The following is a 24,152-nucleotide window of genomic DNA, read 5'->3' as shown; positions in this document are numbered from 1 at the left end:
CGGCAGGCGCTTCTGGGGCGCGCGATGATGCAGGCTGTAGCGACTACAGGGTCAAGCAGCGGGGGCCGATGCCGCACGGTCCCGGCGAGGCCGGAACGCCGGCCTCACGCGCTCGAAAATTCGAGGCGCAGACGCTGTGCGTCCCGGGCCGGAGGGCTGCCGAACACCCGCGCGTAGTCGCGGCTGAACTGCGACGGGCTCCCGTAGCCCACCGCGAAGCCGGCCGACGCCGCGTCCATCGCCTCGGCCAGCATCAGCCGGCGCGCCTCCTGCAGGCGCAGCTGGGTGCGGAACTCGATCGGGCTCATCCGCGTGATCGCCCTGAAGTGCTGGTGGAAGCTCGAGCGGCTCATCGCCGCGACGTCGGCGGCCTCCTCGATGCGGCAGGCCTCGCGGTAGCGCTGCCGGATCCACACGATCGCGCGCGCGACCTGGCTCAGGCGGCTGTCGGCGCGCGCCATGTGCCGGAGGATGTGCCCCTCCGGCCCGCTGAGCAGGCGGTAGAGCATCTCGCGCACGGTCAGCGGTGCGAGCGCGTCGATGTCGTCCGGCGCATCGAGCAGGGAGACCAGGCGGACCGAGGCGTCGAGCAGTTCGCGCGGCGTGGTGCCGAGCGTCAGCCCGGTCGGTGCCGCCGGCGCCTCCGCCGTGGGCACGTGGCGCAGCGCGAGTTCGCCGAGCTCGTGCACGTCGATCTCCAGCTGCAGGCTCAGGTAGGGCCGCTGCGGCGAGGCCTCGGTGACGCTGCCGACGATCGGCAGCCCGACCGAGGCCAGCAGGTGCGTGCCGGGCATGTAGTCGAACGCGGTGGTACCGAGCAGCGCGCGCTTGCGGCCCTGCGCGACCAGGCAGACCGAGGGCTCGTAGACCACCGGCATCGGCAGCGTGGGTGCCGAGGTGCGGATGAGCGTCAGCCCGGGGATGGCGGTCGGCAGCATGCCGTCGTGCGGCGCATGGCGGGCGATGGCGTCGGCGAGGGCGGTGGCGTCGTGCATGGTTCGAACGTGGCGGGGGCGCGGCGGAGGATGCGATGGCGAACGCGACGGCGCCCAGCATGCCGCGGTCGGCGCCGCGGCACGATGACGCCAGGCTCAGGGCGCCGGCCGCACCACCGCGTCGTAGGCGGCGAGATCGAGGTACGCCTTCACCTCGACCGCCCTGCCGTCCTCCATCCGCAGGATCCAGGCGTAGCTGTTGCGATAGGGGCGGCCTGCGGTGGTGGTCGCCTCGCCCTGCCAGTCGACGACGACGTGCTCGCCGTCCGCCCACACGCGGTGCGACACGGGACGGACCGGGGTGGCGAGGTGGCGCGTGAGTGGCTCCACGGCACCGGTCAGCAGCGCCTCGCGTCCGCGGTAGGTGCCGGCGCTCGGCCCCGAGCCCGCGATCGTCCACACCACGTCCGGCGCGAGAACCTCGTCGAAGAAGCCGCTGCCGCCGGCCGCCCATGCGGCGAAGGCCGCGGCGACCACGCGGCGGTTGTGTTCGGTCGCGGGCTCCGCGGCGGAGGCGGCCGGCGTCGCGACGAGCGATGCGGCCAGCAGCACGGCGTAAAGAAGCGTGCGCATGGCTCACCTCCGCCCGGCGACGGCGTGCGTGCCGAAGATGAGCTGCTGCGCCATCGGCCGGCCGATGAAGCGCTCCGGGAAGATGGGCGCCGGCGCGCTCGCGGCGTCCAGGCGCGCGAGCTGCGCGTCGTCGAGGACGAGGTCCAGCGCGCCGAAGTTGTCCTCGGCCTGGGCCAGCGTGCGGGCGCCCATCACCGGCGAGACCACGGCGGGATGGCGCAGCGTCCACGCCAGCGCCACCTGCGAGCGCGACGCGCCGACCTCGGCCGCCACCTCGCCCACCACGTCGGCGATGGCAAGCGCGCGCGCGTTGAGGTGGCCGGTCGAGGCGATGACGCCCTTGCGCGTGGTGGCGACGTCGGCACCGTTCTCGTCGGACAGGTCCTCGCGCCGGTACTTGCCGGTGAGGATGCCGCCGCCCAGCGGCGACCACGGCAGCACGCCCAGGCCCAGCGCCTGCGCCATCGGCATCAGTTCGTGCTCGACGGTGCGTTCGACCAGGCTGTACTCGATCTGCAGCGCGACGAAGGGCGACCAGCCGCGCAGGTCGGCGAGCGCCTGCATCTGCGCCACCCGCCAGGCCGGCGTGTTGCAGATGCCGACGTAGAGGATCTTGCCGCCGCGCACCAGGTCGTCCAGCGCGCGCATCACCTCCTCCGGCGTGGCGGTGAAGTCCCAGGCGTGCAGGTAGAGCAGGTCGATCCAGCCGGTGTCGAGCTGGCGCAGGCTCGCCTCCACCGAGCGCACCAGGTTGCGCCGATGGTTGCCGCCGGCGTTGATGTCGGCCGGGTCGCGCGCCATCGTGGCCTTGGTCGCCAGCACGATGCGTTCGCGCCGGTCGCGGATGAAGCCGCCGAGGATGCGCTCGGAGGCGCCGTCGGTGTAGTTGACCGAGGTGTCGACGAAGTTGCCGCCGCGGTCGACGTAGGCGTCGAAGATGCGCCGCGCCTCGTCCTGGTCCGCACCCCAGCCCCAGTCGGAACCGAAGGTCATGGTGCCCAGGGACAGCGGCGAGACGCGCAGGCCGGAGCGGCCGAGCAGGCGGTAGCGGTCGAGCGAGGTGACGGAGGTCATGTCGGCAGGTCTCCCGGTTCGCGGCCCGGAGCGGGCCGGTTCGTCGTGGAGGCCATGCTCGTCGCCCCGCGCCGGCGCCCGGTAGAACGGGATTTCCGGATCCTTGCCTGATCGTCCGGGGGTCGGGATGAACAAGCCTGCCGCGGCGCCGGGGCACGGCGCGCGCGGCAGGCGGGGTGCTACGCGGCGGCAGGCAGGGGCGCGATGCGGTAGACCGCCCGCGCCTCGCCGACGCCGTTCCGCTTCGACGGGGTCGGGCCGGAACGCTGCGCCTCGACCTGATCGAGGATGGTGCGCACGGCCTCGGCCCCCTCGAAGATCGCCTCGCCCAGCAACGGCAGGGTCTGCGCTGCCAGCCCGGCGCTGCCGGCGGCGATCGCGTCGCCGTGGGCCGAGATCATCTGCACCAGGCGGTTCAGGTCGTCGATCTGGTCGAGGGTGATGCCGAAGCGGACGCCCTCCGGCGCGTCCTCGGGTTCGCCTTCGGCGGATGAGGCGTTCCGCTCCGCTGCGGAGATATCCGCCTCGTCCTTCGGAGGCGCCATCCACGACACCTCGGCCAGTACCATCCCGGCCTGCTCGGCCAGCAGTTCCAGGCAGACCGCCAGCTCGTCCAGCCGGACCTCAGGTGCGAATTCGCGCTCCCCGTCCCAGGTGCGCGGCTGCGCCAGGTGCGAGAGGAACGTCATGTGGTCGCGCAGCTTCTTCAGCCGGAACTGGCTGTCCTCCGGCAGGAAATAGCCGGTGGTGTTCGATGCGTTCGATTCGCGGTTCGACATTGCCCATCCTCCTTCCATGAAGTGCCCGCCCGCCGGGCGGCGGACGGGAAGTCGGGAGGCTAGAAACCGCACACAGCCGGCGGGCTTATTCCCCTTTCGGGTGTTTTATTCACCGCCCTCCCGACGCAGGCATCGCGTCGGTCTACGCCCGCGAGAAAACACGGGCACAAAAAACCCACCGGTTTGACGGAGGTGGGTACCGCTGTGTGCGGAGTTTCTAGGCTCCTTGGAACCGAGTCTCTACCCGGTGCGGTGGCGGGGTCAATAGGGCCGCGCCTCGGCGGTGGCTTTCTGATCGAGGTCGCCGCCGTGCTGCCGCTGGAGGAATGGCTTCGACCGTGGCGACGGCGTCCAGAGCCGCCATGCCGGCTTCCGGCCGGCGGCCACCGGCATCTCGTACTGCGTTTCAGGATAAGGAGGCTTCGTAGGCTTCCCGCAGGAAGGGCTCCATCGCCTCGAGGTCCTGCAGGTCATGCAGCCTGGCGACATGCGTCACCTGCCTGTGATCCGACACCACCTTGAAGAACAGTCGATGCTCGACCTCGCGCGTCAGGTGGATGGCGAGCCGGACGGCGTCGCTCATCACGATCGCATCCGCAAAGACGCGCCTGCTCCGGAACAGCACGTAGCGCTCGCGGGTGACGACCTCGACCGGCCCAAGCGACGTTGCGAACGTCTCCAGCGCCGAATAAAGGTCGACGACCTCCGCGGGCCTCTTGCGCAGCACATCGCTCCGCTCGCCCGTCCCGCAGGCGTGGCGCTGGTTCTTCCGGGTGAACCGGCGGCTGCAGTGCGGGCATGTCCAAGTGCTCGTCATGCGGAGCGTCTCCTACTCGATCGCGAGCTGGGGCCGCCTGACCGCAAGCACCGACCGGCATCGAGCGAGCCCGAGAATAGAGGCCGCCCATCCAGCCGCAGATGGATCCCGCCCGCACCCAGGGCAGAGTCGCGGGCCCTAGACACTGCCCTCGCGCTCGACGACCAGGATCCTCGCCTCGCCAATGGGATGGGCGACATGCTCCGTACCGGCGTCGGCATAAAACACGTCGCCAGTCTCCAGGATGACGCTGCGCTCGACCCCCGCCTCCCGGTACCGCATCTCCACCCGGCCATCGAGGACGGCGAACACCTCCTCGCCGTCGTTGACGTGCCACTTGTAGGGCTGATCGGTCCAGTGCAGGCGCGTGGTGATCCCACCCATGTTGGCGATAAGCGTGGCGCCCCAGGGACGATCCGCCTTGAACGTGCTGCCGCGAACGACCTTCATACCGTCCCTTGCTCTGAGCGAGGGCGCCCCCCGCATCGTGCGGCTGCGCACGGCTGCACGGCACGCCTCGCTCGCCAGGTTCGATGCGGCGAGCGATGCACGCCGAGGCCGCTATGGCAGGCCCGTCGTTCCGGCGCGGACACTGCAGCCAGCCGTCCCGCGCCGATGCGGGCGGGCTTCGCCCGACCCAGCTGTGCCCTCCGCAGTCAGTCGGCGTAGGTCTTCTTCTCGTAGATGATCTTCTCGGAGCGGATGTCGGCATCCACCACGCCGCCGCCTGCCGGCACGTCGATGATCTTGTACGCGAGATCGACCCGTGCGGTATGGACGTAGCCGGCCACCGTGTTGCCGGCGGCGCGACCGGTGCGGACCACGCCGTCCGATTCCCACTCGGGCTCCGCATAGACGAGATAGCGCCCTGGCGAGACGTTGCGGAACTCGAAATCGCCCGACGAGTTGGTGATGATCGAGCGGCGCAGCGCCTCGAGCGATGGATCCAAGCCCGCCACCGTCCGCAACGGCTCACCGCGAACCTCGCGGGTGCCGCCCTCCGACAGGTACAGATCCAGCCACTCCTGCGTATATTCATCGAAGGGCATCAGGTGGACCGGCTGCGACTCCACCGGCCTGCGATCCTTGGAGCTCGGGATGTAGAACATCATGCCGCTGAAGCCGGCCTTGAGCCGGTGGCGGGTGGTCGCCACGCCGCGGATGGTCGCGGTGCCCGGCGCCATCGCCGCCTGCCAGCGCGCGGCATCCGGCGGGCGCGCGGGCATGACGCGCGATACCTGCTCACGCTCGGCCATGACCTCCTGGGCGACGGCCTGCGCGGCGGTCGCGCACAGGCACAGCGCCAGCATGGCGCCTACGGCGTAATCCTTCATGTGTCCCCTGCTCCCTGCAATGCGGCATCCGCGCCGGACGCGCGGATGATCTCCGCTCCATGTCCTCAGGCCGCGTCGCCTCGCGCGACGGTGCCGGACATGGAATCAATACCACAGCGTCGTGTCGCGAGTGCAGAGGCGGTCGGCAAGGTACGCCGCGGATGCATGCAACCGCGCTCGTGCACGCGGCAGGTGCGCATCATCGGGTCGCCGGACGCGAAGCCCGCCACGCCGGCAAGGCGCAGAGCGTTCGCGCTATCTGCGCGCTTCCGGCCTGCTCACGCGGGTGCCGCCACGCACGGGGAACAAAGGGGTCATGTTCAATTTCTCTGGTGCGCAAGAGGAGACTGGCCTCTTTATTCGCTGATCCGCTGGAGTTGAACCCCACCCCTTACTTCTGGAAAGCGGCGCTGCCTGAAAGGCTCGGCTAGCATAGAAATGAACCTGACCCCTTATTCAGTCCAACATGTCAATGGAGCGCACGCAGAGCGGCCCTGCCACGCCAGGAACCTCAGGCACCGCATATTGAGGAACTATCTGGAATACAAGATCGTTGGGCTTGTAGTAGTGCCAGTACTCGAGTTGTCCATGCTCCCCGTGCACAGGCGATCCGAAGAAGCCCATCCTTTCGAACGCGCCGCGATACTTCGCGAAGCCCAGGGCACAGGCGGTCGCAGGCATCCCTTCTTCGAACTGGTCGATCTGCAAGCTCACCCGCCTCTTATGCCCGGGTGACTCGTCGTACAGGAAAAGGCCGGTCCTCCAGCCGTTTTTCTGCACTTGGCCATAGTGGGAAAACCCTCTATCCGCACGACGCTGAAGTGGGAGACCCAGTACTTCCTGCACGCGATCCGGACTCAGGTCTTCCCGCGACTCCAACCCCTCGATCAACTTCAGGAACCGGCTGCCGATCTCGTCGGCGCTGAGGACAGGACTGGCAGCTGTGGATGCGGATTCCGGGGCAGTCATGACCGCGGCCTCCTTGGCCGTCGAAGGTGGTTCGGATGCGGTGGCGCAGCCGAGGCTCGCGGTTGCCCCCAGCAGGGCGAGCAGTGCCGCGCAAAGATCAACCCGCGGCCAGGGGCGCCGGCGGTTGCATATGCCGGCGAACGCGCCGCTGACGGCGAAGGATCGGCTCGTGCGCTGGAGCAATGCGGGCATGGTCTCGTCCTGAGGGGTGCACGGGCGTCGCTGTCGCCGAGGGTAGGCGAAGTGAGGCCGGCGGGTCGATCGGCTGAGCACGCGCGGCGGCGGTCCCGCACGACAGGTGGCGAGCCTCCGTGCAGCGAGCCGCCACCGTACCCGCTCGTGAAGCTTCGGTCCGAGTCCGTCTGCCCATGCGCGGGTAGGAAAACAACGACTGCTTTCGCACGCCGCATGTCCACTCCTCCCCTGGACGAAGTCGGCGCGCGGTGGGGAGTCGGTGACCTTGCCGGCAACCCTGTCGATGGCGTCCCGGCTACCGTGGCTCGCACATGCCGCTCACGACTATGGATCGAGATGGAACACCCGCAGCTCCTGGGCGCAGCGGCAGGCCCGGGTGAACAACGGGGTCAGGTTTGCTTTCCGTGGTGCAAAAAGGGATGACTTGACGCCTTATTCGCTGACCCGCTGGAAATGAAACCCGACCCCTTATTCCGAAAGCTGGCTAGCGGCACGGTGACCACGCCCGCTGCCTTGTCATAGGTGCCAGTCAGATTGGATGCGCCGCCAGGTGCTTCCAGGGTGAAACCCTTGAGCTGACCGGCGGCGGCCTGCTGGTTGAGCAGATCGAGTCGATCGGCGTCGGCGACGACCGCCGCACGCAGCTGCGCTTCCTGATCCAGCGTGGTGCCGGGTTGCGCGGCGAAAGCGCCGAGCGCGGCTTCGAGCTCGGGATTTGGAGTGGCCATCCTGGCGCTCCCTAAGGGGTCAGTTCAACATGCTGATGGATTTCACGCAGCGGCGATCTGTTGCGCCTGGGGGAGGATCTTGCGGAACAATAGAAATGGTCATATCGACTGAACCGTCGCCTTCCCGGAACTTCGTATAGCGCCAGTCCAGCAGACGCTCACGCCCGTGATCGTAATCGTAGTATGGGTCGGCCATGAAGCCCATTTCGATCATCGCATTATGGTAGTGCCCGAAATCAAGGGTGCAGACAGGCGTCAGTTCTGCATCGGGGCCCTGCGAGCTCCTGAAGTCCAGGTATACCGAGCTCAGGTTCGAGGGAGTCGCTTCAAGAAAGCCGGCGATGTAGCTCCAACCCGAACCGAGAGGAGCCTCGGATACAAGATGGTGCTCATCCCCGGGAACCCTTGAGAACCTAAGTCCCAGAGTCGTTCGAACAAGATCCAGATCAAGGTCACTGCGCGATTCCAGCCTTCCGACCAGCTTCAGGAACCGCTCACCGATCTCTTCGGCGCTGAGGGTGGGATTGGCAGCTGTGAATGCGGATTCCGGGGCAGTCATGACCGCGGCCTCCTTGGCCGTCGAAGGTGGTTCGGATGCGGTGGCGCAGCCGAGGCTCGCGGTTGCCCCCAGCAGGGCGAGCAGTGCCGCGCAAAGATCAACCCGCGGCCAGGGGCGCCGGCGGTTGCGTCTGCCGGCGAACGCGCCGCTGACGGCGAAGGATCGGCTCGTGCGCTGGAGCAATGCGGGCATGGTCTCGTCCTGAGGGGTGCACGGGCGTCGCTGTCGCCGAGGGTAGGCGAAGTGAGGCCGGCGGGTCGCTCGGCTGAGCACGCGCGGTGGCGGTCCCGCACGACAGGTGGCGAGCCTCCGTGCAGCGAGCCGCCACCGTACCCGCTCGTGAAGTTTCGATCCGAGGCGGCCCGCCCGTACGCGGGTAGGAAAAGAACCACTGCTTTCGCACACACCGCATGTCCACTCCTCCCCTAGACGGAGTCGGCGCATGGGGGAGGAGTCGGTGGCGTTACGGACAGCCCTGTCGGTGGCGTCCGGCCACGGTGCGGCGCAACGGCGCTCACGCCTATGGATCGAAATGGAACACCCGCAGGTCCTGGCGCAGCGGCAGGCCCGGGTGAACAACGGGGTCAGGTTTGCTTTCCGTGGTGCAAAAAGGGATGACTTGACCCCTTATCCGCTGACCCGCTGGAAATGAACCCGACCCCTTAGTTCCTGACCCCTTAGTTCCTGAAATGAACCCGACCCCTTAATCCCCAACGGCTTCGGGCTTTATGACAAGAGCGATTGGCGCATCGACCCGCATGTGACCGACGACGACTGAACGGCGGTCACTTCTGGGTCAGCGCCAAGTGCAGCCCGGTGGCCCATCGGCGCGGCGTCGAGCGTATGCCCCAGCGGTTCGAAGTACTCGAACAGATTGGACATCAGGTTCCGGTTGTCCTCGACCACCAGGACGCGCATCCATCACTCCATTCGGCAGACAGGGCAGACCGCGGCCACTGTAGCGGTCCGACGGTCGGAAGCCGGTCGGAGACTCGGACATTCCACCTCCGCACCCCGCGGTTTCGGCGCGAGCACTGCCCTTCTGTCTCGGCTGACGACGTTCCGACCGATTTCCGACAGCCCACGCTGGACCATCCGCTGCAGCCCGGCTGGCACGTGTACGGCTGGACACCCCGTTAGGAGCCATCCCGCTCATGGGCAGCGTCAACAACCGCCTCCACCGTCTCCTTCCACGACACGCGCTCATTGCGGACGGGTGCACCGGAGCTTAATCCGCAGTGTCGATGGTCTTCCCGCGCAAGCCGGCGCCCGGCCTCTGGACCATCGTGATGGTCCTGACGCTGGCGCTCGCGTTCCTTGGCAGCCGCGGCATCTGGGACCCGGACGAGGGGCGCTACACGAACGTCGCCGTCAACATGCTCGACAGCGGCGACTGGCTCAACCCGCGCCGCAACGACGAGGTCGGGCACTGGACCAAGCCGCCGCTGACCTACTGGGCGATCGCGTCGAGCGTCGGCGTGCTGGGCCGCAACCCGTGGGCTGCTCGGCTTCCGATCGCGCTGGCCTATCTGCTCTGCGTCTGGCTAACGTGGCGCACCGCGCGGCGTCTCGCTCCGGGAACCGAGACGCCCGCGGCCGTGGTCTACGCCACGATGCTGCTGCCGTTCGGGGCCTCGCAGCTCGTGACGACGGATTTCGTCCTCGCTGCCTGCGAAACCCTCGCGGTCTGGGCGTTCGTCGAAGCGCGGTGGGGCAAGACGCATCCCAAGATGTGGATCGTCCTGATGTGGGCCGCGTTCGCGCTCGCGTTTTTGGCCAAGGGGCCGCCGGGGCTGTTGCCGCTTGCAGTCATCGTCCTGTGCGACTGGCTGTTGCCCGGGCGGCGCAGGGCGCTGGAGATCACCGGCGTCGTCCTGTTCGCAGTACTGGCCTTGCCGTGGTACGCGGCCGTCTTCCTGAACAACCCGGGCCTGTTCGAGTATTTCATCGGCGACGAGGTGGTCAATCGCATTGCCACCAACGCGTTCGGACGTAATGGCCAGTGGTATGGCTGGCTCGCCGTCTACGCACCCACGCTGGTGCTGGGGACGATGCCGTGGACCCCGTCGCTGTGGCGCTGGACCAGGGGCTTGCCCGGCCGGATCCGGCGTTGGCGCGATCCCGGTGCGCGCGACCAGGAGGCGGCCATGCTGCTGCTCGCGATCTGGGTGCTGCTGCCGCTGGCGGTGTTCTGCCTCGCGCGCTCGCGGCTGCCGCTCTATGTGCTGCCGATGTTCGTGCCGCTCGCGATCCTCATCGCCATCCAGCGCCAGGGCGAACGTCGCAGCCTGCCGCATTGGGGATGGCTGGCGGCATGGTGCGGTGCCCTGCTCGCGCTAAAGCTCGGCGCGGCCGCCTGGCCGTCGCACAAGAACGCGGCCGAGTGGTCCGACGTGCTGCGCAGTCGTACGCCGGACGCCATTCATGAAGTGGTCTTCGTCGAGGACATGGCGCGCTACGGATTGCGTCTGCATCTGAACGCGGAGGTCGAAAAGGTGTCGCTGCTGCCGGTCCCGGGGGCGCGCTTCAATCCCACGTTCGATGAGGATCTGGCGACCGAGCTGGCCGAAGGCGAACCCGGTGTCGTCTACATCACGAAGCAGGCGCTGTGGGACGAGGTTCGGTCCCGCATCGAGGCGAAGGGCTATCGCGTCGAAACGCTGGGCCGCCCGTATCGCGAGCGCGTGATGTTCACCGTTGCGCCGATGCAGGGGCCTTGACCGGTGCTACGCTTCTCAAGGGCGCCGAAGGCGACGCCCTGCACGTGATCGCCTGCGCGGCCGGCTACAACATCCGCTGGCTGCTGCGGTGGATCGTGTTTTTGTGGGCCTGGATCCGGGCAATAGCCAACGCCGATACATCAAGCCGGCAGCCGTTGAGGCTCGGTTGCCTGGCCTGATATCGATTCTTCAGACCCGACTCATTACGGTGCGTCTTTGTACGGGGCTTAGGGATCATCTGAACAACCCGCTCTGACCGCCGGACCAGCCCGTTTGACGAGGCAAATGGCTTCAAAGGGTGACGTCTTGCGCCGTTTCCGGCGCCCGTGGACGGGGTTTCCCGCCCGTCAGGCGCAGTTATCCCGCCGGCGCCAACAGGCGCCGCCGCGCCATCCACAGGTTCGACAGCGCAAACAGCGCCAGCATCTGCGCGGTGTTCTTCGCCAGTCCGCGGTAGCGCACCTTGGTGAAACCAAACTGGCGCTTCACCACCCGGAACGGGTGCTCCACCTTCGCCCGCACGCTGGCCTTGAACTGCTCCCAGCGACGGGTCTGCGCGCGCTCGCGCTGACTCCTGATCGCCCGCACCTTCGATGGCTTCTCCGCGATCCAGAACGCGGCCTCGACGCCCTGCAGCTCCTCACGCTTGTCCGCCCCGGTGTAGCCGCTGTCGCCGATCACCGTGTCCTCCCGACCGTGCAGCAGCCGGTCGATGCGGGTGACGTCGGCCACGTTCGCCGCCGTGCAGTCGACGTGGTGCACCAGGCCCGAGAACTCGTCCACGCCGATGTGCGCCTTCATCCCGAAGTGCCACTGGTTGCCCTTCTTCTTCTGGTGCATCTCCGGGTCGCGGGTGCCGTCGGCGTTCCTGGTCGAACTCGGCGCGGCAATGATCGTGGCATCCACGATCGTCCCGGCGCGCAGGCTCTGGCCCTTGCGCGCCAGGTGCGCGTTGACCTGCTCGAAGAGCTTCGCGGCCAGCCCGTGCGTCTCCAGAAGGCGGCGGAAGTTGAGGATGGTGGTCTCGTCGGGGATCGCATCGCGTCCGCCCAGTTGCGCGAAGCGGCGCAGGGTCGGGATCTCGTACAGCGCCTCCTCCATCGCCGGGTCGCTCAGCGCGTACCACTGCTGCAGGAAGTGGATGCGCAGCATCGTCGCCAGCGGATACGGCTGCCGGCCGGGACGGCCCATCGACGGCCCATCGACGGGTAGTGCGGTGCGATCAAGGCCAGCAGCGCCGTCCACGGCACCACCTGCTCCATCTCCGCCAGGAACACCTCGCGCCGCGTGCGCTTGCGCTGGCCCAGCCCTTCCGCATCACCGAACGTCAGCTGCATCGATCGTCATCCCCTGGAGGTCGTGCCATTGTGGCGCGGGCGGAGGGAGTTGTTCAGACGTTCCCTAGAGCGTGCGAGCAGCGCTCGCACTCCCACGGACCCAGGAGCAATGCCATGCACTACACCTTCTCAGGCAATTCCGTCCTCGTGACCGGGGCCGCCTCTGGTATCGGCGAGGCGACCGCCCGCCTGTTGGCGGCCAACGGGCTTTCGGTGGTCGTCTCGGACATCCAGGCGCACGCCGTGCAGCGTGTAGTCGACGCGATCAGTGCCGACGGTGGCAGGGCCGTGGGCAATATTTGCGACGTCGCCAAGCCCGACCAGGTGCAGGCCGCGGTGGAATCGGCGCAAGAGCATTTCGGCGCATTGCACTACGCGGTCAACAACGCTGGCATCGGCGGCCAGGCCGGAGCGGTCGGTGAGATGTCACTGGAGGCCTGGCAGCGGGTAATCGACATCAACCTCAACGGCGTGGCCTACGGCCTGCGCTATCAGATCCCCGCGATCCTGGCCGCTGGCGGCGGCGCCGTGGTCAACATGTCCTCGATCCTTGGCCTGGTCGGCATCGCCACCGCACCCGGCTACAACGCGGCCAAGCACGCCGTCACCGGCCTGACCCGCTCGACCGCGCTAGCGTATTCGGCCAGTGGAATCCGAGTGAACTCGATCCACCCGGGCTATGTGGAAACGCCGATTCTGGACAACCTCGACCCGGCCGCGCGGACCGGCCTGGTTGGCCTGCATCCGATTGGCCGGCTCGGGCACGCCGAGGAAATCGCACATGCCATTGCCTTCCTGCTGTCCGATGGCGCCAGCTTCGTCACCGGCGCCGCCCTGGCCGCCGACGGCGGCTATACCGCACAGTAAATCCAGTACGGGAGCGAGCATCGCTCGTGCCCGACCCAACCCGCTCCGCCTGCCAAGAGGTACTTCCCATGAACGAGCAATCGGCTTCCACCGGTCCGCTGACCGGCATCCTGGCCCGCAACTGGTGGGTCGTGCTGATGTTCGGCCTGCTGGCCGTCGTCTTCGGCGTGCTGACCCTGCTCTGGCCGGTCGCGACCGCGGCCACCTTGACGCTTTGGCTCGGCGCGCTGGCCATCGTCGAAGGGGTCGCGGCGCTGATCGCCGCCTTCAGCGGCTCGGCACCGGTCTCGCGCGGCTGGGCGACGGTCTACGCGCTGCTGTCCATCGTCTTCGGTGCACTGGCCGTGCTCCATCCGCTGGGGATGGCCAGAATCCTGCTGCTGGTACTGGCGGCCTGGCTGCTGGTCGCGGGCATCTATCGCATCGTCTTCGCCATCGGCGTGCGCAAACACATCCACGGCGAATGGATGTTGATCGTCAGCGGCGTGCTGGCCGTGTTGCTTGGCGTGCTGTTCGCCCTCAACCCGCTGTCCGGCCTGGTGGTGACCTCGCTTTGGCTGGGCGCGACGGTCCTGGTCTATGGCCTGTTGCAGGTGATCGTGGCGTTCCGCCTGCGCAGGTTAGGTAAGGCCGGGGACGTTTGAAGGGTTGCGGCCATGTCCGTTGCCGGCCAGCTGCTGGTGCCGAACCTCGGGTCCTTGAGCATCAAGTTCGCGATGTTCGGCCTCGCCGGATGCGGCGTCGTCGTGGACACGACGAGCAGCTGTCCGGCTTCGGGACGCAGCTCGACCGCACGGCGCACTGGATCACGATGCATGCCGCGATCCTCGCTGCCGGCCTCAATCCGATGAATCTGCCGGAGGCCGAGCAGCTCGTCGGCGACATGCACGACCTGGCGCAGGATCTCCTGGACGAGGGCGACGCACACCGAGCCCGAGCGAGGCCTTCGCCACCATCACCGACCAACCCGGGAATCTCCGCGGGCGCGGCCTTGACGCCGTGGCGGCGTTGGTCAAACCCGAGCGCTACACCGCCGACGTCGACGCCTTGGACGCGTGATACGCCACGTACTGCGAGAGCCCGGGCGGCGAGCAGCCGGAGGTCTGGCCCGTGCCGGCCGGGCCACGCTAGGGAAGCTCTGAACAACTCCCACCTACGCCACAATGGCACGACGCACAGACGAAGACGACGCCGAGCGCCTGGGCCAGCGCAACCGTACGCGGCGCGAGGTGTTCCTGGCGGAGATGGAGCAGGTGGTGCCGTGGACGGCACTGCTGGCGCTGATCGCACCGCACTACCCGACGCAGGGGCGCCCCGGGCGGGCAGTCCTACCCGCTGACGACGATGCTGCGCATCCGCTTCCTGCAACAGTGGTACGCGCTGAGCGACGCGGCGATGGAGGAGGCGCTCTACGAGATACCGACGCTGCGCCGCTTCGCGCAGTTGGGCGGGCGCGATGCGATTCCCGACGAGATGACCACCCTCGTTCGACGAATAGCGCCGACGGCACCCGCGACCCGGAGATGCACCAGACGAGGAAGGGCAACCAGTGGTACTTCGGGATGAAGGCGCACATTGGCGTGGACGAGTTCTCCGGCCTGGCGCACCACGTCGCCTGCACGGCGACGAACGTGGCCGACGTCGCCCGGGTACACCGGTTGCTGCATGGCAAGGAGAACACCGTGATCGGCGACTGCGGTTACATAGGTGCGGACAATCGCAGAGAACTTCGGGACGTCACCGGCGTGTTCTGGTCGCGGAGAAACCGTCGGTGCTGCGAGCGCCGTCATACCGTGCGCCGGGAGCACTTCAAGGCCAGCGTCCGGGCGAAGGTGGAGCGTCCATTCCGGGTGGTTAAGCGTGCTTTGATCGGGCACCTGTCGGGAGACCGAATGTTGTCGCTGCCCGAGCGCCGATGCCCTGCACCAGCGGGCAGCCTCCCGGGCAAGCGCCGGTCGAACGAACGAGGTGGAATCGGCGCTCCAGCAGAAGAGACCCGGCCACCGAGCGGTCCAACAACCGGTGTGGTCCGCCTGTCCGGAGGAAGGATGTGTGTAATAAAATTTCTTCAATCGGCAGAAATTGTTTGGAGTGGCAGGCGATATGGCGGATCACAGGCTGGTGGTGGTGGGCGGAGGCGTGGCCGGGCTCGACCTCGCCACGCAGCTTGCGGGCAAGCGTTCCGGCGACCGGACGTTGCGCGTCACCCTGATCGATCGCGAGACGGCCTATGTGTGGAAGCCAATGCTGCACACGATCGCGGCCAGCACCGCGGATGCCGCCCTGCAGCAAACGGTCTATGCCGCGCAGGCGCTGAGCCACGGCTTCTGCTTTGAATATGGCGAGGCGATCGGGGTGGACCGCCGGTCGCGGCAGGTGCGTCTTGCGCCGATCGGCGCCAATGGACGGGCAATCGTGCCAAAACGCACAGTTGACTACGACACTCTGGTGCTGGCGGTGGGCAGTCGTGCGAACGACTTCGGCACGCCGGGCGTGCTCGAACATTGCCAGAGCATCGACGATCGGTCCGCCGCCATCGCCTTCAACGACCGGCTCCGGATCGAACTGCTGCGGAACGTCGCGTCGGGATCACCGCTGACGATCGGCATCGTCGGTGGTGGAGCGACTGGTGTCGAACTCGCGGCTGAACTGGTTCAGGTGGCGAATGTAGCGGAGCGCTACGGGATCGCCGGCGCAACAGGCCACCTGAAGGTCGTCCTGATCGAGTCAGGTCCGCGCCTGCTCGCGCCTTTCCCTGAGCGGGTGGCCGGGGCGGCGACCAGGAAGCTGGAGCAGCTCGGTATTGAGGTGCGGGTCGGTACGCGGGTCACGGCGGTGGATGAGGCCGGCTTCCACTTGGAGGGTGGCGAAACCGTTCCGGCCGAGTTGAAGGTGTGGGCGGCGGGGGTCAAGGCACCGCCGCTACTCGACAAGGTCATGGGCATGGAACGCAACCGCGCGGGGCAGCTCGTCGTCGGACCGACGCTGGCGACCGAGACGGACCCCTGCATCTACGCGCTCGGCGACTGCGCCAGTCCGCGGTTCTCCGGGCGCGACGGGCCGGTGCCCACCACCGCGCAGGCGGCGAGCCAGCATGCGCGCTATCTCTGCCGCCACCTGCCCGCGCTGATCGCGGGCGGGCGGGCGCCGCCCGCCACCTATCGTGATTTCGGCGGACTGGTGTCGCTCGGGGGTTTCGACGCCTATGGCACGCTCGGGCGCTTCGGCTTGTTCGATGGCGGCTTCCTGCGCGGCCGCGTCGCGCAGTTCGGTCACGCGATGCTGTACCGTCGCTATCAGGTCCGTCTGCATGGCTTGGCAAGAGGCACGTTGCTGTGGCTGCTCGACACGATGGGCCGCAAGGTCAGGCCGCCGGCCCGACTGAGCTGATGCCGGAGCAGGTCTCGACATCGCCAGCTGCTCTACCGCGACGAACCACTTCCCGACCGGAAACCTCACAGGTACCCAACTCCAAATAAAAAGCGCCAAGGGCCGACAATGTCGGCCCTTGGCATACCCCCTGATCGATCACCGCCCGGCGGGTCAGAAGAGTTCGATCTCGCCGGCGACCATCGACTGCTGGCTCACCGGCTTGTGGATCGGGCGCTCCCATTCGGTGCGCTGCTCGCGCAGGCGCTGGCCGATCTGGCGGAGCATGGGCAGCAGGTCGCCGGCGTCGGCGGCGCCGGCCCTGTGCAGGAGTTCCTGCAGGGCACTGGCCTCGCGGTTGATGTTGCCCAGGCGCTCGATGTGGACCAGGGCCGAGCCCAGCGCCTGGTTGGCGATGTCCTCGAACTGCAGGGCGCGCACCGCCTCGGCGACCGAGCCGCTCACGGCGTTGCCGCAGCTGGAGATGTCGCGCATGCCCTGGGCCAGGGTGTCGTTCATGGCGTCGACCTGCTTGAGCATCGAGGCCGACTCGCTGCGCGCCTCCTTGGAGCGGTCGAGGTCGCGCGAGGCCATCTGCGTGACCGACTCGCGCACCTTGGTGACGGCGTCGCGCGAGGAGTGGGCGAGCTTGCGGATCTGCTCGTTGAATGCGGTCGAGCGCTCGGAGAGGTTGCGCACCTCGTCGGCGACCACCGCGAAGCCGCGGCCGGCCTCGCCGGCGCGCGCGGCCTCGATGGCGGCGTTGAGCGCGAGCAGGTTGGTCTGGTCGGCGATCGACTTGACGTCCTCCAGCAGCGAGAAGATGCCGTCGAGGTGCTGCGCCATCGCGTCGATGTGATGCACGGTGGCATTGCTCTGGCCGCTGACGTCCTCGAGGGCGGCGACCAGCTGCTCCATCTGCTTGCTGGCGTGCAGGGCGAAGCGGGCGAAGTCGACGCCGCCGTGCTCGGCATCCGAGCGGTCGACGATGCGGCCGATGGCGTTGCCCTGCTCGCGCGACTTGCGGTTCATCGCGTCGAAGGCGGTGCCGAGCTGGGCGACGGCCTCGCGGATCAGGGTGCGGGTGCGATCGATCTCGTGGCGCGAGCCCTCGACCTCGTTGCCGACGAAGGTGCGCAGGTCGTTGAGCAGGGCGTCCTGTTCGCGGACGAGCTTCTCCTCGTCGGGGCTGCGACGCACGCGGCCGGCCAGGCTCCACCAGGCGAAGGTGCCCCAGGCGAGCGACAGCGTGGTCAGGATCGCCAGGCGGACGGGCGTCGACCAGCCGAGCCCCTCGGCGACCGCCATGAGCACGGTGAGGGCGACGGGAGGTGCGAGTCGGATGGGAAGCGAAGCGTGCATGGGTGTCACCATCGGGGGTACATCCGAGTTATCGGCGGATGGGGCGGGGGCTTTAGGGGTTTGGTTGGTGAAGCGGGATGGGTGAGGCGGGAAGCGGGAATGGGGAATGGCGGGGGTTCGGGCGCGGGGTCGTGTGCGCGCCGTTGGGTGGGCCTGTCGCGGCTGAAGCCGCTCCTACAGGGGCAGGGCCGGCGTTTGTGGGAGGGGCTTCAGCCCCGACGGGCGTTGGTCGCGGCTGAAGCCGCTCCTACAGGGACGGCGCCCGTTCCACGTTCCCAGTCCCCGCTTCGGCGCCCTACTCCGAGGCCCAGCGCAGCAGGCGCTCGGGGATGCGGTCGAGGGGCAGCATTTCGTCGGCGGCGCCGAGCTTCCAGGCGGCGCCGGGCATGCCCCAGACGACGGAGGTCGCTTCGTCCTGCACCACGGTGTGCACACCGGCGCTGCGCAGGCCGAGGAGGCCGCGGGCGCCGTCGTCGCCCATGCCGGTGAGCAGGCCGGCCACGGCGTTGCGGCCGGCGGCGGCGAGCACCGAATCGAACAGCACGTTGACGCTGGGGCGGTGGCGGTTGACCGGGTCGGCGTCGGTGAGCCGGCACAGCCAGCGCGCGCCGCTGCGCACCACTTCCAGGTGGCGGCCGCCGGGCGCGACGTAGCCGCAGCCGGGCGTGATCGGCTGGCCGTCCTCGGCCTCGCAGATGGTCATCGCCGAGGACCGGTTGAGCCGCTCGGCGAAGGGACGGCTGAAGCCCGCGGGGATGTGCTGGGTGATGACCACGGCCGGGGCGTCGGCGGGCATGCGCTCCATCACCGCGCGCAGCGCCTCGGTGCCGCCGGCCGACGCACCGAGCGCGATCAGGCGATCGGTGGTGCGGTAGCCGCCGGAGAGCACCGGCATCGCGCGCGCGGGCGTGTCGGTGCGCGCGGCGGGACGCGCACGCGCCGCGCCCTTGACCTTCTCGCGCAGCAGGTCGGCGTACTCGCGCATGCCGCGCTCGACGTCGAGCTTGGGCTTGGCGACGAAGTCCACCGCACCCAGCGCGAGCGCCGACAGCGTGACCTCGGCACCGGCCTCGGTCAGCGAGGACACCATCACCACCGGCAGCGGATACAGGCGCATCAGGTTCTCGAGGAACTTCAGGCCGTCCATGCGCGGCATCTCGACGTCGAGCGTGAGCACGTCGGGGCGCAGCTGCTTGATCTTGTCGCGGGCGACGTAGGGATCGGCCGCGGTGCCGACCACCTCGATGGCGGGATCGGCGGAGAGGAGTTCGCTCAGCAGCTGACGGATCAGCGCCGAGTCGTCGACGATCAGAACCTTGACGGACATGGGGCCGGCACCCTCCCGGGTGCGCTGGTGAATTGGGGGTGGACCGAAGACCCGCGTGGAGTCAGAACAGCTCGACCGAGCCGGTCGCCGGCGCCGCGACCAGGCGCTCGCGGTAGGCGTTCTCCTCGGCCCGCACCGCGTCCTCGTGGGCGTGCTGGAGCTGGCGCACCATCGCGCGGCCGGTCTCGGGGAAGAAGGCGACCTTGCGCGGATGGATGCCGCCCAGGTCCTTCGACTTCACCGGGATGTTCTCGGTGGCGAGATAGTCGAGGACGAAGCGTGCATTCCGCGTGCCGACCGGCTGGGTGGTGAAGCTCTTGAGCACGTTGCCGCCGCCGAAGACCTTGGCCTCGATGCGGTCGCGGCGCGCGCCCCTGGCCAGCAGCGCATTGATCAGCAGCTCCATCGCGTAGCTGCCGTAGCGCGCCGGCGCGCCGGTGCCGACGTCGCCGTCGGGAAGCATGAAGTGGTTCATGCCGCCGATGCGCAGCACCGGGTCGCGCAGGCAGGCGGCCACGCACGAGCCGAGCACGGTGGTCAGTGCGGTGCCGTCGGTGCCGACCATGTAGTCGGCGGGCAGCAGCTTGTACGCATCGACGCGCAGGCCGACGTCGAAGTACGGCCGTGGCCCGCTGCGCTCCGGCGCGGGCGCGATGCGCGCGCTCATGCCGCGCGCCCGCCGGCGCCGGCGCGCCGGTACACGGTGTGGCCGGTCAGCGTCAGCAGGTCGGCGGCGTGGAAGAAGCTCTCGGAGTGGCCGGCGAAGAACAGGCCGTCGTCGGCCATGTGCGGCACCAGGCGGGTCAGCACCTCGCGCTGCGTCGGCTTGTCGAAGTAGATCATCACGTTGCGGCAGAAGATCGCGTCGAACGGGCCGTCCACCTCGTAGCGCGGCGCCAGCAGGTTGAGCTGGGCGAAGCGCACCAGGGCGCGCAGCTCCGGCTTGACCCGGCACAGCCCGGCGTTGGCGCCGGCGCCGCGCTGGAAGAAGCGCTTCTGTCGCTCCGGGCTCACGCCCTTGAGTCGCTCCAGCGGATACACCCCGCGCACCGCGGTCTGCAGCACGGCGGTGTCGATGTCGGTGGCGAGGATCTCCACCGGCGGCGCCAGCGTGTTGAACGCCTCGCAGGCGGTGAGTGCGAGCGTCCACGGCTCCTCGCCGGTGGAGGCCGCGCAGCACCAGATCCTCAGGCGCCGCCCCGGACGCGCGCGCAGGTGCGCGGCGAGCGTGTCGAAGTGGTGCGCCTCGCGGAAGAACGAGGTGAGGTTGGTGGTCAGCGCGTTGGTGAACGCCTCCCACTCGTCGCCGCCGTCGGCCTCGAGCGCGTCGAGGTAGGCGGCGAAGCTGGTGCGGCCGGTGGCGCGCAGCCGGCGCGAGAGCCGGCTGTAGACCATGTCGCGCTTGCTGTCGGCCAGGCTGATGCCGGCACGGGCGTGGATCAGCGCGCGGACCCGCGCGAAGTCACGGTCGGTGAAGCTGAATTCCCGCAGCGCGTTGCGCTCGGGCGCGTCGATGTCCATGCCGCCTCCGGCGCCACGCGCCCGACCGCTCCGGGTGTCCGGATCAGGCCGCTTCGTCGAACAGCGACAGCTCGGTGCTGCCGACCAGGCGCTCGATGTCGATCAGGATCAGCATGCGCTCGCCGATCACGCCGATGCCGCTGAGGTAGCGGGTGTCCACCGCCGAGCCCATCTCCGGCGCCGGGCGCACCTGCTCGGTGGTGAGCCGGGTCACGTCGGAGACGCTGTCGACCACCATGCCGACCACGCGGCCACGCACGTTGAGCACGATCATCACGGTGAAGGCGTCGTAGCGCGCTTCGCTCATGCGGAACTTCAGGCGCAGGTCGACCACCGGGACGATGGTGCCGCGCAGGTTGATCACGCCCTTGATGTACTCGGGCGCGTCGGGAATGCGGGTGACGCCTTCGTAGCCGCGGATCTCCTGCACCTTGAGGATGTCGACGCCGTACTGCTCGCCGCCGAGGTCGAAGGTCAGGTACTCGGCCGACTCGGCGGCCTCACCGGCGGCCGCGCCACGCTTGGCTTCGGTTGCGCTCTGGCTCATGGAATTCGCAGCTCCGCTGGGGTCGTTGTCGCACCGCGGTGGCGGTGCGGTTGGATCGGGATGCGGCGCGCCTGGCGCCGCGTGCCTTCGATATCGGCCGCGCGACGGACGGACTTGAGGCCCGTCCGTCGCGACGGATCAGACCGCTTCGGCCTCGGCGGCCGCGCGCGGATGCACCAGTTGCAGGCGCGAGAGGTCCGGGGCCTGCTGTGCGCGCAGGCGGAACACCGACACCGCCTCGGAGAGGATCGAAGCCTGCTCGTCGAGCGCCTGGGCCGCGGCCGAGGCCTCCTCGACCAGGGCCGCGTTCTGCTGCGTGGTCTCGTCGAGATGGGTCACCGTGCGGTTGACCTGCTCGATGCCGGAGCTCTGCTCGGCCGAGGCCGCGGTGATCTCGCCCATGATGTCGGCGGCGCGCTTCACCGAACCCACCACCTCCTTCATGGTTTCGCCGGCACGGGCGACGAGGTCGGCACCGACCGCCACCTTGCCCACCGAATCGCCGATCAGCGACTTGATCTCCTTGGCCGCATCCGCCGAACGTCCGGCCAGGCTGCGCACCTCGGAGGCGACGACCGCGAAGCCGCGGCCCTGCTCGCCGGCGCGTGCGGCTTCCACCGCGGCATTCAGCGCCAGGATGTTGGTCTGGAAGGCGATGCCGTCGATCACGCCGATGATGTCGGCGATCTTCTTCGAGGACGACTCGATCGCGCTCATGGTGGCGACCACCTGCCCGACCACCTCGCCGCCGCGCGCCGCGGTGTCGGCGGCGCCGACCACCAGCTGGTTGGCCTGGCGCGCGTTCTCGGCGTTCTGCTTCACCGTCGAGGTCAGCTCCTCCATCGAGCTGGCGGTCTCCTCCAGCGAGGCGGCCTGCTGCTCGGTGCGTGCGGAGAGGTCCTGGTTGCCCGAGGAGATCTCGGAGGTCGCCGTGGTGATCGAGGCGGAGGACTGCTGGATGCGGCCGACGATGTCGGTCAGCTGCTCGGCGGTTGTGTTGAGGTCGTCGCGGATGCGGCCGAACACGCCCTGGAAGTCGCCGTGCATGCGCTGGGTGAGGTCGCCCTGGGCCAGCGCCGAGAGGATGCGCGAGGCCTCGTTGAGGCTCTGCGCGTTGGCGTCGAGCAGGCCGTTGAGGCGCTCGGCCAGCTGCAGGAAGAAGCCGTCCTTGCCGTCGGTCTCGACGCGGCCGGAGAGGTCGCCGGCGGCGGCGGCCTGCACGATGCGCGCGACCTCGTCCTCGACCCGCACCTCGACGGTGCGGTCGCGCCACTCGACCACGTAGCCCAGCAGTTCGCCGTCGGCGTCGCGCACCGGCGACACGCTCTGGCCGAACCAGGCCTCGCCCATGCGCACCTGGCTGCGCCGCGTGCCCTCGAGCGTGGCCAGCATGTCGCTGTCGCAGTGGAAGTCCTCGAGCGCGCTGCCGACGAGTGCGTCGGCGTCGAAGTCCGGACGCTCGCTGCGGACCTCGTCGGCGTAGGTGGAGAACAGCGCGGTGACGGCGCGGTTGGCGTAGATGATGCGGTGCTCCGGGTCGGCGATCATCACGCTGGTGCCGGAGTTGTCGAGCGCGGTGCGGATGCGCATGTTCTCGCCGGCGGCCAGGGCATCGGCCTCGATGCGCTCGCGCAGGTCGCGCTGCATGCGCGCCATGGCCTGCAGCAGCTCGCCGATCTCGTCGTTGCGCGAGGTGTCGATGTAGCCGTCGAGCTTGCCGTTGGCGACGTCGTTGGCGACCGAGATCGCCTCGCGCATGCTCCTGGCGATGGCGCCGGCGAAGAACCAGGCCAGCGCCAGGCCACCGGCGATGCCGACCAGCAGCAGCACGATGATCAGGGTCTTGGCGGTGGTCGAGGCGGTCGCCGCGGCTTCGGCGGCGGCCTGCGCCTTGGTGTCGTTGTAGGCGATCAGGTTCGACAGCGAGGCGGCGGCGGCGTTGTGCAGCTCGGCGGTCTCGCCGAGGAAGGTGTCGAGCGCGTCTTCGGGCAGCTCGAGGTCGATCATCTCGTTGACCGACGCGTACGAGGCCTGCGCCTCGGTCCAGTCGGTCACGAAGGCGTCGAGCAGGGCCTTCTCCTCGTCGCTGGACACGAGCGCGCCGTAGCCGGCGGCTTCCTGGTCGATGCGGGCGGAGAGGTCGGTCGCCTGCGTGCGCGACTCGAGCTTGACGGCCTCGCTGGCGCGCATCAGGCCGCGATAGGAGGCGTTGCGGAACTCCCCGAGCAGGGCGCGCATCTCGCCTGCGGACTTCACCGCGGGCAGGGCGCGCTGGGTGACGTTGTCGGTGGCGCCGCCGAGCGACGACATGCCGACCCAGGACGCGACGTTCTGGACGAGCATCAATGCCAGCACCAGACCAAATCCGGCGAACAACGCCGGCGCGAGCCGCAGGTTCTTGAGCCACTGCATCGGAAGGATCCCCTGTGCGAATTGGATCGCGGCGGCCTTCTCCGGGCCGCCGCGGGTCGAGCGGTACGGCGCTTAGTTGATCGTCGCGAGCTTCACGTTCGCCGGACCGGCGACCACGATCTCGGCGCGCGAGGCGTCGCGGGCGATCGAGCCGATCACGCAGACGTCCTTGCCCTCCAGGGCCTCCGGCGCCGGATTGAACTGGGCGCGGACGCTGCCCGGGATCCGCGCGGAGAAGGTGTGGCGCGGGAAGGCGCCGCCCATGTACAGGAAGGTCGGCTCGCCTTCGGAGTTCTGCGCGTACTTGGCCTTCTCGACCTTGCCGCAGACCATGCCGTCCTTGCCGACGAAGCGGGTCGCCATCTCCGGCGGGATCATGTCGGCGGCGCGCGCCTCGACGGCGGCGAAGGCGAGCAGGCCGGCGAGCGGCAGGGCGAGGGTGAGGAAACGGAACGACATGACGTGGATCTCCGGGATGGGGCGGGGAAGGGCGGGACCCGAGGGACCCGACGCCCGCTCTATCGGCCGCGGCCCGCATCCCTTTAGGGGCCGTGCATGAAACGTGAGCGCGATCGCGCTTTGCCGGTTGGGAGAGGGATCGGAGGTGCGGGCGCATGGGCTGGCACCGGCGTTCCATGAGGGGATGGACTGCTCCATCCCCTTGTGG

The 24,152-nt window shown here is 68.8% G+C and carries 22 protein-coding genes and 3 pseudogenes; 6 read left to right on the top strand and 19 right to left on the bottom strand.

Annotation, left to right across the window (positions count from 1 at the left end; genetic code table 11):
• Positions 1-104 precede the first annotated feature (104 nt).
• From KB893_RS09055 to KB893_RS09005, 11 genes and pseudogenes are all read right to left on the bottom strand, one after another.
• Complete coding sequence (locus KB893_RS09055) at positions 105-995, bottom strand: AraC family transcriptional regulator (protein WP_211924884.1); 891 nt, start codon at positions 993-995, stop codon at positions 105-107.
• 96 nt (positions 996-1,091) lie between these two features.
• Positions 1,092-1,568: a nuclear transport factor 2 family protein gene (locus KB893_RS09050; RefSeq protein ID WP_211924883.1), complete on the bottom strand. Its 477-nt coding sequence runs from the start codon at positions 1,566-1,568 to the stop codon at positions 1,092-1,094.
• 3 nt (positions 1,569-1,571) lie between these two features.
• Positions 1,572-2,642 carry an aldo/keto reductase gene (locus KB893_RS09045; protein WP_211924882.1) on the bottom strand — a complete coding sequence of 357 codons (1,071 nt, stop codon included), beginning with the start codon at positions 2,640-2,642 and terminating at the stop codon, positions 1,572-1,574.
• A gap of 179 nt (positions 2,643-2,821) precedes the next feature.
• On the bottom strand, positions 2,822-3,421 hold the full coding sequence (locus KB893_RS09040; protein WP_246505540.1) for an XAC0095 family protein: 600 nt from the start codon (positions 3,419-3,421) through the stop codon (positions 2,822-2,824).
• Positions 3,422-3,827: 406 nt separating this feature from the next.
• On the bottom strand, positions 3,828-4,238 hold the full coding sequence (locus tag KB893_RS09035) for a DUF5655 domain-containing protein (RefSeq protein WP_211924880.1): 411 nt from the start codon (positions 4,236-4,238) through the stop codon (positions 3,828-3,830).
• Between the two features lie 138 nt (positions 4,239-4,376).
• Complete coding sequence (locus KB893_RS09030; protein WP_246505539.1) at positions 4,377-4,688, bottom strand: cupin domain-containing protein; 312 nt, start codon at positions 4,686-4,688, stop codon at positions 4,377-4,379.
• A gap of 206 nt (positions 4,689-4,894) precedes the next feature.
• Positions 4,895-5,572: a carboxypeptidase-like regulatory domain-containing protein gene (locus KB893_RS09025; protein WP_211924879.1), complete on the bottom strand. Its 678-nt coding sequence runs from the start codon at positions 5,570-5,572 to the stop codon at positions 4,895-4,897.
• A gap of 456 nt (positions 5,573-6,028) precedes the next feature.
• On the bottom strand, positions 6,029-6,733 hold the full coding sequence (locus KB893_RS09020) for a hypothetical protein (RefSeq protein WP_211924878.1): 705 nt from the start codon (positions 6,731-6,733) through the stop codon (positions 6,029-6,031).
• A gap of 392 nt (positions 6,734-7,125) precedes the next feature.
• Complete coding sequence (locus KB893_RS09015) at positions 7,126-7,464, bottom strand: hypothetical protein (RefSeq protein WP_211924877.1); 339 nt, start codon at positions 7,462-7,464, stop codon at positions 7,126-7,128.
• A gap of 19 nt (positions 7,465-7,483) precedes the next feature.
• The gene (locus tag KB893_RS09010; protein ID WP_213173624.1) at positions 7,484-8,215 is read right to left on the bottom strand and encodes a hypothetical protein; all 732 of its coding nucleotides are present in this window, start codon (positions 8,213-8,215) and stop codon (positions 7,484-7,486) included.
• Between the two features lie 599 nt (positions 8,216-8,814).
• A pseudogene (locus KB893_RS09005) lies at positions 8,815-8,941 on the bottom strand (DNA-binding response regulator); the annotation flags it as partial.
• 326 nt (positions 8,942-9,267) lie between these two features.
• On the opposite strand from KB893_RS09005, the gene KB893_RS09000 reads away from it, so the two are divergent.
• Positions 9,268-10,743, top strand: a complete 1,476-nt coding sequence (locus tag KB893_RS09000; protein WP_246505556.1) for an ArnT family glycosyltransferase — start codon at positions 9,268-9,270, stop codon at positions 10,741-10,743.
• A complete protein-coding gene (locus KB893_RS08995; protein WP_425491156.1) occupies positions 10,740-10,922 on the top strand; it encodes a hypothetical protein in 183 nt (60 codons plus the stop codon). Before KB893_RS09000 ends, KB893_RS08995 begins: the two co-directional genes overlap by 4 nt.
• 178 nt (positions 10,923-11,100) lie before the next feature.
• Here KB893_RS08995 and KB893_RS08990 read toward each other — a convergent pair.
• Positions 11,101-12,080, bottom strand: a pseudogene (locus KB893_RS08990) (IS5 family transposase).
• Between the two features lie 114 nt (positions 12,081-12,194).
• On the opposite strand from KB893_RS08990, the gene KB893_RS08985 reads away from it, so the two are divergent.
• The 4 genes and pseudogenes from KB893_RS08985 (at position 12,195) to KB893_RS08970 (ending at position 16,337) form a co-directional block, all read left to right on the top strand.
• A complete protein-coding gene (locus KB893_RS08985; protein ID WP_211926225.1) occupies positions 12,195-12,947 on the top strand; it encodes an SDR family NAD(P)-dependent oxidoreductase in 753 nt (250 codons plus the stop codon).
• 68 nt (positions 12,948-13,015) lie between these two features.
• On the top strand, positions 13,016-13,591 hold the full coding sequence (locus KB893_RS08980) for an HdeD family acid-resistance protein (RefSeq protein WP_211926224.1): 576 nt from the start codon (positions 13,016-13,018) through the stop codon (positions 13,589-13,591).
• Positions 13,592-14,110: 519 nt separating this feature from the next.
• A pseudogene (locus KB893_RS08975) lies at positions 14,111-14,809 on the top strand (transposase); the annotation flags it as partial.
• A 241-nt stretch (positions 14,810-15,050) separates the two neighbouring features.
• Positions 15,051-16,337: an NAD(P)/FAD-dependent oxidoreductase gene (locus KB893_RS08970; RefSeq protein WP_211926223.1), complete on the top strand. Its 1,287-nt coding sequence runs from the start codon at positions 15,051-15,053 to the stop codon at positions 16,335-16,337.
• Between the two features lie 153 nt (positions 16,338-16,490).
• Here the strand turns inward: KB893_RS08970 and KB893_RS08965 are convergent, their stop codons facing one another.
• From KB893_RS08965 to KB893_RS08935, 7 genes are all read right to left on the bottom strand, one after another.
• Positions 16,491-17,678: a methyl-accepting chemotaxis protein gene (locus KB893_RS08965; RefSeq protein ID WP_211926222.1), complete on the bottom strand. Its 1,188-nt coding sequence runs from the start codon at positions 17,676-17,678 to the stop codon at positions 16,491-16,493.
• 295 nt (positions 17,679-17,973) lie between these two features.
• Positions 17,974-19,005, bottom strand: a complete 1,032-nt coding sequence (locus tag KB893_RS08960) for a protein-glutamate methylesterase/protein-glutamine glutaminase (protein WP_211926221.1) — start codon at positions 19,003-19,005, stop codon at positions 17,974-17,976.
• A gap of 61 nt (positions 19,006-19,066) precedes the next feature.
• Complete coding sequence (cheD, locus tag KB893_RS08955; protein WP_211926220.1) at positions 19,067-19,672, bottom strand: chemoreceptor glutamine deamidase CheD; 606 nt, start codon at positions 19,670-19,672, stop codon at positions 19,067-19,069.
• Positions 19,669-20,526 carry a CheR family methyltransferase gene (locus KB893_RS08950; RefSeq protein ID WP_213173623.1) on the bottom strand — a complete coding sequence of 286 codons (858 nt, stop codon included), beginning with the start codon at positions 20,524-20,526 and terminating at the stop codon, positions 19,669-19,671. Before KB893_RS08950 ends, cheD begins: the two co-directional genes overlap by 4 nt.
• A 43-nt stretch (positions 20,527-20,569) precedes the next feature.
• Complete coding sequence (locus tag KB893_RS08945; RefSeq protein ID WP_211926219.1) at positions 20,570-21,073, bottom strand: chemotaxis protein CheW; 504 nt, start codon at positions 21,071-21,073, stop codon at positions 20,570-20,572.
• 138 nt (positions 21,074-21,211) lie between these two features.
• Positions 21,212-23,485: a methyl-accepting chemotaxis protein gene (locus KB893_RS18615; RefSeq protein ID WP_213173622.1), complete on the bottom strand. Its 2,274-nt coding sequence runs from the start codon at positions 23,483-23,485 to the stop codon at positions 21,212-21,214.
• 72 nt (positions 23,486-23,557) lie between these two features.
• Positions 23,558-23,944 (bottom strand): hypothetical protein, encoded by a 387-nt coding sequence (locus KB893_RS08935; RefSeq protein WP_211926217.1) that lies wholly within the window; start codon positions 23,942-23,944, stop codon positions 23,558-23,560.
• Positions 23,945-24,152: the final 208 nt, after the last annotated feature.

This window comes from Coralloluteibacterium stylophorae, assembly GCF_018122625.2.
In the GTDB taxonomy this organism is placed as follows: Bacteria; Pseudomonadota; Gammaproteobacteria; order Xanthomonadales; family Xanthomonadaceae; genus Coralloluteibacterium; species Coralloluteibacterium stylophorae.
The sequence above is the reverse complement of the archived record's forward strand: the minus strand, read 5'-3'. Positions and strand labels throughout refer to the sequence as shown.